The sequence below is a fragment of the Bradyrhizobium tropiciagri genome (assembly GCF_018130545.1).
Classification (GTDB): Bacteria; Pseudomonadota; Alphaproteobacteria; order Rhizobiales; family Xanthobacteraceae; genus Bradyrhizobium; species Bradyrhizobium tropiciagri_A.
The window spans coordinates 400,681-407,173 of the sequence record NZ_JAFCKF010000009.1; the positions used below are offsets into that span (position 1 = coordinate 400,681).

Below are 6,493 nucleotides of genomic sequence, written 5' to 3' on the forward strand. Positions count from 1 at the left end.
ATCTGAACCGCATATCTAACGAATGCCGCGGCCGCGTCAGGCCGCGGTCGGGTGCCGTGGCCGGTTGCCGCATCAGGCCATGACAGGGGAGATCAATGCTGCTGAAAATTCTGGACCGGCTCGAGGAAATCATCATCGCGAGCCTGATGGGGGGCGCGACGCTCCTGACCTTCGTCACGGTTGTGCATCGCTTCCTGGTCGACGTGCCCGTGCTCTATCCGTATTTGTTCGGCATCAACCTCGCCTGGTCGCAGGAACTCTGCATCTACATGTTCATCTGGATGGCGAAGTTCGGCGCCGCCTATGGCGTGCGCACCGGCATCCATGTCGGCGTCGACGTGCTGATCAACCGCCTCAATGACGCCTGGCGCAAGCGCGTCATCACCTTCGGCCTGCTCGGCGGCGCGCTGTTCACCGCGATCGTCGGCACCATGGGCGCCAAGTTCGTGTTCGAATTGATGCACACCGACCAGGTATCACCCGACATGGAGATCCCGAGCTGGATCGTCTATGCCTGTATTCCGCTCGGCTCCTATCTGATGTGCTTCCGTTTCCTGCAGGTGTGCTGGAGCTTCTGGTGGACCGGCGAGCTGCCGCACCATGATGCCTCCCATGTCGACGGCGTTGAGACCAGCAAGACCGCGCCGATCGCGCTTGGAGAAGCGTGATGAGTGCCGCACTTATTTTCGGACTGCTGTTTGCCCTGATGCTGACGGGCATGCCGATTTCGATTTCGCTCGGCCTGAGCGTGCTGACCTTCCTGTTCACGATGACGGACGTGCCGATCGAAAGCGTCGGCCTGAAGCTGTTTTCGGGCCTCGACAATTTCGGCATCATGGCGATCCCGTTCTTCATCCTGGCCGGCACGTTCCTGACCCGCGGCGGCGTCGCGCGGCGGATGATCGCGTTCACGACCTCATTGGTGGGGCATCTGCCCGGCGGCCTCGGGCTAGCCGGCGTTGCGGCCTGTGCGATGTTTGCCGCGATCTCGGGCTCGAGCGTCGCCACCGTGGTCGCGATCGGCTCGATCATGATGCCGGCGATGGTCGATCACGGCTATCCGAAGCGGTTCGGCGTCGGCGTGATCTCGACCTCGGGCGCGCTCGGCATCCTGGTGCCGCCTTCGATCATCCTGGTGCTGTACGGCGTCTCGACCAACACCTCGATCGGCGCGCTGTTCATGGCCGGCATCGTGCCGGGCATCCTGCTCGCGCTGATGCTGGCCGCGGTGACCTTCTTCGTCGCGAAGCGCAACGGCTATCCGAAGATGCCGCGCGCGACCATCGGCCAGCAGTTCACCGCGTTCCGCGAAAGCATCTGGGGCCTCTCGCTGATCGCGATCGTGCTCGGCGGCATCTATGGCGGCATCTTCACGCCGACCGAAGCCGCCGCGGTCGCCGCGACCTACGCGTTCTTCATCACCGTGTTCGTCTACAAGGAGCTCAAGCTCTCCGAGGTGCCGAAGGTGCTGCTGCAGGCGGCGAGCATGAGCTCGATGCTGCTCTACATCATCACCAACGCGGTGCTGTTCTCGTTCCTGATGACGCATGAGCAGATCCCGCAGGAGATGGCGGCCTGGATCATCGACAAGAACTTCTCGGTGTGGATGTTCCTGCTGGTCGTCAATGTCATCCTGCTGCTTGCCGGCAACGTGATGGATCCGTCGTCGATCCTCCTGATCATGGCGCCGATCCTGTTTCCGCTGGCGACCAAGCTCGGCGTGCACCCGGTGCATCTCGGTATCCTGATGATCGTCAACACCGAGGTCGGACTGTGCCATCCGCCTGTTGGCCTCAACCTCTACATCGCGAGCAGTATCGCCAAGATGGGCATCAGCGAGATCACCATCTCGGTGCTGCCGTGGCTCTGCGCGATGCTGGTGTTCCTCGGCCTGATCACCTACGTGCCGGAGATCTCGCTGTGGCTGCCGCGGCTGTTGGGAATGATTTGACGAAAGGTCTCTCGACAAGCGGCGCACACGCGCGGAGATCATGTGCAAACAACAGAAATCCAAAGCGCGAGGTCGCGCTTTGGTTGTTTCTGATGGGCAATGAAGCGGATTACATCTTGGCAAGAAAGCTCTCTCTGTCCAATCCGTAAGTTGAAGGCAGCACCGGGCAGCATCATCCTCAGGGAAACTTCAAAGGAGGTTCGGATGAAGAAAGTTCTGCTCGCCGGTCTCGCGGCGCTCACGATAGCCGGCTCGACCGCGGTCTATGCCCAGCATCGCCCCTGGTTCCATGGCCATATGCGGATGAGCCCCGAGGATCGGGCCGCCTTCCTCGACGCGCGCATCGCCGCGGTGCACGCCGGGCTGAAGCTGACTGCTGATCAGGAGAAGCTGTGGCCGCCGGTCGAGACCGCGGTGCGCGACTTCGCCAAGACGCGGCTCGATCGCGCCAATGCGCGGATGGCCGCCGAGAAGGCCGATGCCGACAAGGCCGACAAGCCGGATGATCCGGTGGCGCGTCTGCGCGAGCGCGCCGACAACATGGCGGCGACCGCAACCTCGCTGAAGAAGATCGCCGATGCCGCCGATCCGCTCTACAAGACGCTCGACGACAACCAGAAGCGGCGGCTGACCATGCTCACCCATATGGAAGGCCGTGGCTTCGGTGCCGAGGGCTGGCGCCGCCACCGTATCGAGCGCGGCATGGATCGCTGGGAGCGCGGCGGCCGCGACCATCATTTCGACCGCGACGACGCTCCGGATCAGGAGCGCTCCGGCCGGCTTTGAGCGCCCGCCGCCGGCAGCATCGCCAAGCGTCTGAAAGGCCGCCGGAATCCGGCGGCCTTTCGTCTGTCACGAGGCTTCGTAAAAGTCGGGAAAACTTGCGTGAGCTTGCTGGACATCGCGGAATCGCTTTGCTAAACGACGGCCTCTCTTGCGAGGGTCATTTCCGGACAAGTTCCGGGCGCATAGCTCAGTTGGTAGAGCAGCTGACTCTTAATCAGCGGGTCCCAGGTTCGAGCCCTGGTGCGCCCACCAAGCTTTTCAATAGCTTAGGTTAGCCCTCGTAGCGGTCATTCCGACAAGCAGCCGTGTCTATTCCGACAAAACGGCTGCTTTTGTTCGCTCCTCGCGCCGTTTCCGGGTCCCCGATATGAGCTGCTTGCGAGTGCGTTTCGCATAGGTCGGCAATTGCCGCGCCGACCGATGGCGGCCGGCGGCACGAAGTTCCGCATCCGTCAGATCGCTGTCGGCCCCCTCCGTAAACCCGCCATGGCGGAAAGAGGTGAATGAAAGCTCGGCCCGAATGCCGGCTGCCGTAACGATGTCCTTCACGACGCTGCGCAGGTACCGCAGATCCTTGCGCTCGGTGATCCATGGTAACGGGGTAGTTGATCTGCGGTGTGCGTGGTCGCGCCGGAAGACCAGGCCCGAAACCATGACCTCCTTGATGGCGTCGAGTTCGGCCATCAGTTCCGGGAAGAGCGCCTCGCCCCGGTCATCGAAAAGTGGCCACCAGGCTTCCTCGCCGTTTTTTGGATGAACGATCTTGACGCTGTTGGGCCGCTCCCTTGGACGGTAGTGCGTGATCTCGAAGGCGCCGAATACATGCTCCTCGCGCTGCAACCATTCCCAGGTCACCAGTGCGGCCGTTGCAACTGAGAAGTATCCGAGCTTCTTTGCGGCTTCCCTAAATGCAACGAGTTCGTCCCAGGTCGCGGTCGGTGTCTCTCGGACAGGCTTGCCCGGTGATCGCGCCTTCAGGCCCATTCGCGAGAATGGATTGACCGCCGGCACGTGCTTCTCCTGGGCTCGCTGACCGACGAACCAGGCGCGCCTGCAAGCGGCCATCGCCGCATTCGCGAAGCGGCGCCGTTCGCGCTCGACAATATTGCCGTCCGCGTCCTTCTCTTCCACGACAAGCAGCTTCGCATAGATCGTGTCGGCAAAGCCTTTGGTAAACTGAGAGATCTGCTTCGACCCGGTACGGGTGCCATCCTTCAGCTTGTAGTCGGCGAACAGAGACAAACCCTGTTCGTAGAGCCGTTGGGTCTTGTGGTCGATTTCCTTCCACTTCTGGTGGGTCTTGAACACGCCGACGAGCCAGTCAAAGGACCCTGGGGTGATCCCAAGCGGAACCATGTCCGTCATTCCGCGGGAGCGCCAGCTGTCGAAAGCGGGCAGCAGGACGTATTCGGCGCGCTCAACTGCAGCGCTGTAAATCTCCCCGAGTGCTTCCGCCTTGACGTGACATCCTTGCTCGCGTGCCCAGGTTGGAGGCTCGAAGAAGTAGGCCCATCGGCCACCCTTCAACGGCTTCCGCCTGCAGTACCGGGGCAATCTCAGGGCGGTCTTGGGAGGTTTCATACCAGCGCTGCCAGATCAGATGTCCTCAGATTCTGCCTGACGGCGCGGGCTCCCGCAACATGCTCGTCCACGATAGCCCTTGCCCAAATTGCTTCTCGCGACCGGCCGTTGCCTCGGCAGCTCGTTGGTGCCGGCGCTTCGCCTCGAGCGACGGCGAGCACGAGTTCGCGTACACTCCTGAAATCAAGGTATGCAGCGAGCATGTCAATTCGCATCTCAGCTGGCCATGCGCCGCTCTCCGGATAGCGAGGCGACAGCGCATCATATCGTGTGGTCGCATAGCGCCTTCTGCTGACACTGCTCGGTTTGTCTGCGGGGCCGTTGACCGACATAAGGCACAGCCAACATTATGAGGTCTGATCGTTCAACACCAAGCCCAAGCAACATGCTGCATCCTGCGCCCAGATCGGCGTGCTAGCGTCATGTCGGTCTGATTGCTGACCGTTTGGTCAAGTCGATCATCTCTGCGTTATTGCATCCACGACCTGCGCATCCTGCTTGGTCTCGCAAGCCTTTGCTTAGCGCAGCGCGGTGACCCCGTCGTGCTGGATATCGAGGTGGAAGTCTCGATGAAGGCACTCGGCTGGCCTCTTCTCGCTCTCCCCCGTCGCAGTCCTATTCAGTCTGATCTCGGTGCGCGTGCGGCTATCGCCGCAGCGGGTTCTCGTCAACCGAGCCGCATGGCGTCTCGGCCATTCGGCTTCGATCCCTCGCGCAAGCAGAAGATATATAATGTGTCGCTCGCCGGAGGCACTCGCTCGCGGGCCCCGCCGTGCCGGCGTCGCTATCGCTGTCCCGCGCTCGGGTGCCTTGTTGACCGGTCTCGCGACTGCAGTCGCCTCGGTGCCCGCGGTCATTGCATGCCCGCGTCGCTATCACTGCCCTCTCGCCGGCTGCCGTTTTGATCTTCTCACCCTTGCCTTGCTCTCACTTCTTCCGAGTTGCCCGGCATTGTCATAGTCGGATCTCAGGGGCGCTGCCCCTCGCGCGCGCCAGGGTAAAGCGCCAGCTTTCGCCGGCGCCGACCCGGGCGGTCTCCCCGGTCTTCCGCGCTTTGCTCATCTCGCCGGCTTTGGACGACATGGCATGCGCTTGTGCAGACCCGCTCTTTGAGCGGCCCTTGCGGGCGGGAGATACCCCTCCACCCGGGTCGCCCTGGCACTTGCTAGCCCCGGTCTCGCCGACGGGCAGGGGCGCAGGCGCGGAGTGCGCCTTGCACCCATGGAAGCAAAAGGAAGAATGATCATGTCGGCCAAGTCAATTGGAATACCTGATGGAACGGAGGTTCGCGTTCCGCTCGGCAAGCTCAAGAAGTCCCCGAACAATGCCCGCAAGACGCCGCACACCGAGGCGGCGATCGAGGCTTTGGCGGCGAGCATCGCCGCCAAAGGCATCCTGCAGAATCTGGTCATTGAACCGGAGGTCGATGGGGAGGGGGCGGCCACCGGGTTCTTCTGCGTGACCATCGGCGAGGGCAGGCGGCTGGCCCAGCTGCTGCGGGTGAAGCGCAAGGAAATCAAGAAGTCCGAGCCGATCCGCTGCATTGTCGACACCGCGAACGACCCCCACGAGATCAGCCTGGACGAGAACGTCACCCGGGAAAGCATGCATCCGGCCGACCAGTTCGATGCGTTCCGGAAGCTTGCGGATGAGCGTGGTTTTGGCGCGGAGGAGATCGGCGCACGCTTTGGCGTCACGCCCAATGTGGTGCGGCAACGGCTCCGGCTGGGCGCGGTTTCCCCTAAATTGATGCAGCTCTATCGCGATGGCGAGCTGGCGCTTGAGCAGGTGATGGCCTTTGCCATCACCGACGATCAGGCGCGGCAGGAGGCTGTCTACGAGCGGCTCTCCTACGACCGCGATGCCTGCACGATCCGTCGTCTGCTCACCGAAACCCATATCGCCGCCACGGATCGCCGGGCGCGTTTTGTCGGGCTCGAGGCCTATGTGGAAGCGGGCGGAACGGTCCTGCGCGACCTCTTTACCGAGGATCGCGGCGGCTATCTGGAGGACGTCGCGCTGCTCGATCTCCTGGTGACGGCAAGGCTCGGCCGCGAGGCGGATAGCTTGCGGGCGGCGGAAGGGTGGAAGTGGACGCAAGCCCATCTCGACTTCCCGCATGCGCACGGCATGCGTCGCGTTTATCCGCATCCGGTCGAGCTTTCGGCGGAGGAT

5 protein-coding genes and 1 tRNA gene are annotated in these 6,493 nt (G+C 62.6%); 5 read left to right on the forward strand and 1 reads right to left on the reverse strand.

The genetic code is table 11. The features are described from left to right. The first annotated feature begins 95 nt into the window (after window positions 1-95). The 4 genes from JQ616_RS33780 to JQ616_RS33795 all read left to right on the forward strand — a co-directional run bounded on the left by JQ616_RS33780 (window position 96) and on the right by JQ616_RS33795 (window position 2,989). Window positions 96-668 carry a TRAP transporter small permease gene (locus tag JQ616_RS33780; protein ID WP_212022364.1) on the forward strand — a complete coding sequence of 191 codons (573 nt, stop codon included), beginning with the start codon at window positions 96-98 and terminating at the stop codon, window positions 666-668. Continuing rightward, window positions 668-1,951, forward strand: coding sequence for a TRAP transporter large permease (locus tag JQ616_RS33785; RefSeq protein ID WP_212022366.1), 1,284 nt, complete (start codon window positions 668-670; stop codon window positions 1,949-1,951). Before JQ616_RS33780 ends, JQ616_RS33785 begins: the two co-directional genes overlap by 1 nt. 204 nt (window positions 1,952-2,155) lie before the next feature. Beyond that, the gene (locus JQ616_RS33790; protein WP_212022368.1) at window positions 2,156-2,737 is read left to right on the forward strand and encodes a Spy/CpxP family protein refolding chaperone; all 582 of its coding nucleotides are present in this window, start codon (window positions 2,156-2,158) and stop codon (window positions 2,735-2,737) included. A gap of 176 nt (window positions 2,738-2,913) precedes the next feature. Further along, window positions 2,914-2,989 (forward strand) — tRNA-Lys (locus JQ616_RS33795). Window positions 2,990-3,046: 57 nt separating this feature from the next. Here the strand turns inward: JQ616_RS33795 and JQ616_RS33800 are convergent. After that, window positions 3,047-4,264 (reverse strand): hypothetical protein, encoded by a 1,218-nt coding sequence (locus JQ616_RS33800; protein ID WP_212022370.1) that lies wholly within the window; start codon window positions 4,262-4,264, stop codon window positions 3,047-3,049. 1,299 nt (window positions 4,265-5,563) lie between these two features. Here JQ616_RS33800 and JQ616_RS33805 point away from each other — a divergent pair. Beyond that, on the forward strand, window positions 5,564-6,493 hold a 930-nt coding region (locus JQ616_RS33805), incomplete at its 3' end, for a ParB/RepB/Spo0J family partition protein (protein WP_433996027.1).

Coding starts and splice junctions, on each gene's coding strand:
- JQ616_RS33780 (WP_212022364.1), top strand. CDS start 96: ATGCTGCTGAAAATTCTGGACCGGCTCGAGGAAATCATCATCGCGAGC.
- JQ616_RS33785 (WP_212022366.1), top strand. CDS start 668: ATGAGTGCCGCACTTATTTTCGGACTGCTGTTTGCCCTGATGCTGACG.
- JQ616_RS33790 (WP_212022368.1), top strand. CDS start 2,156: ATGAAGAAAGTTCTGCTCGCCGGTCTCGCGGCGCTCACGATAGCCGGC.